The organism is Vibrio sp. 811 (genome assembly GCF_033339195.1).
In genome coordinates this window covers 1-535 of sequence record NZ_JAWOUB010000871.1, presented here as the reverse complement: position 1 = coordinate 535, position 535 = coordinate 1, and the positions used below count along the sequence as shown (strand labels likewise).

The window sequence follows — 535 nt, the reverse complement described above, 5'->3', positions numbered from 1 at the left end:
AACAATTCTACAAATTTGCCGGGACTGGATATATACTGGCTTAACTCCCAAACCCAAACGGAATATAACAATATGAAAACTAAGACTCTCCTACCTCTACTGCTTGCTCTTTCTCCAAGTTTGGCTTTCGCACATAACTTGTCGGTTGGTGAAACCGTTCCACCTGCACAAGTCGGCGCATACGGTGAAATTGTTTTACAAGGTGAAGGTGTGGCTTACCAGCCTTGGGCAACACAGCATATGTTAGGTAAAGTCCGCGTAATTCAAGCGATTGCTGGTCGCAGCAGTTCAAAAGAGATGAACGCACCGCTGATGACTGCAATTACCGCCGCTAAATTCCCAGAAGATAGCTACCAGACCACCACCATCATCAACCAAGATGATGCGATTTGGGGCACTGGCTCATTTGTGAAATCTTCTGCACAAGACAGTAAAAAAGAGTTTCCTTGGTCATCAATGGTATTGGATGAAAATGGCTTGGTGGCGAACACTTGGGGGCTAAAAGAAGAAAGCTCTGCGATCATCGTACAAGACA

General features: G+C 45.2%; 1 protein-coding gene. It reads left to right on the top strand.

Annotated features, from left to right (window positions below):
• Positions 1–72: 72 nt before the first annotated feature.
• Positions 73–535: YtfJ family protein (locus R7Q46_RS29865; protein ID WP_318078681.1), on the top strand; the 463-nt coding region annotated here is incomplete at its 3' end.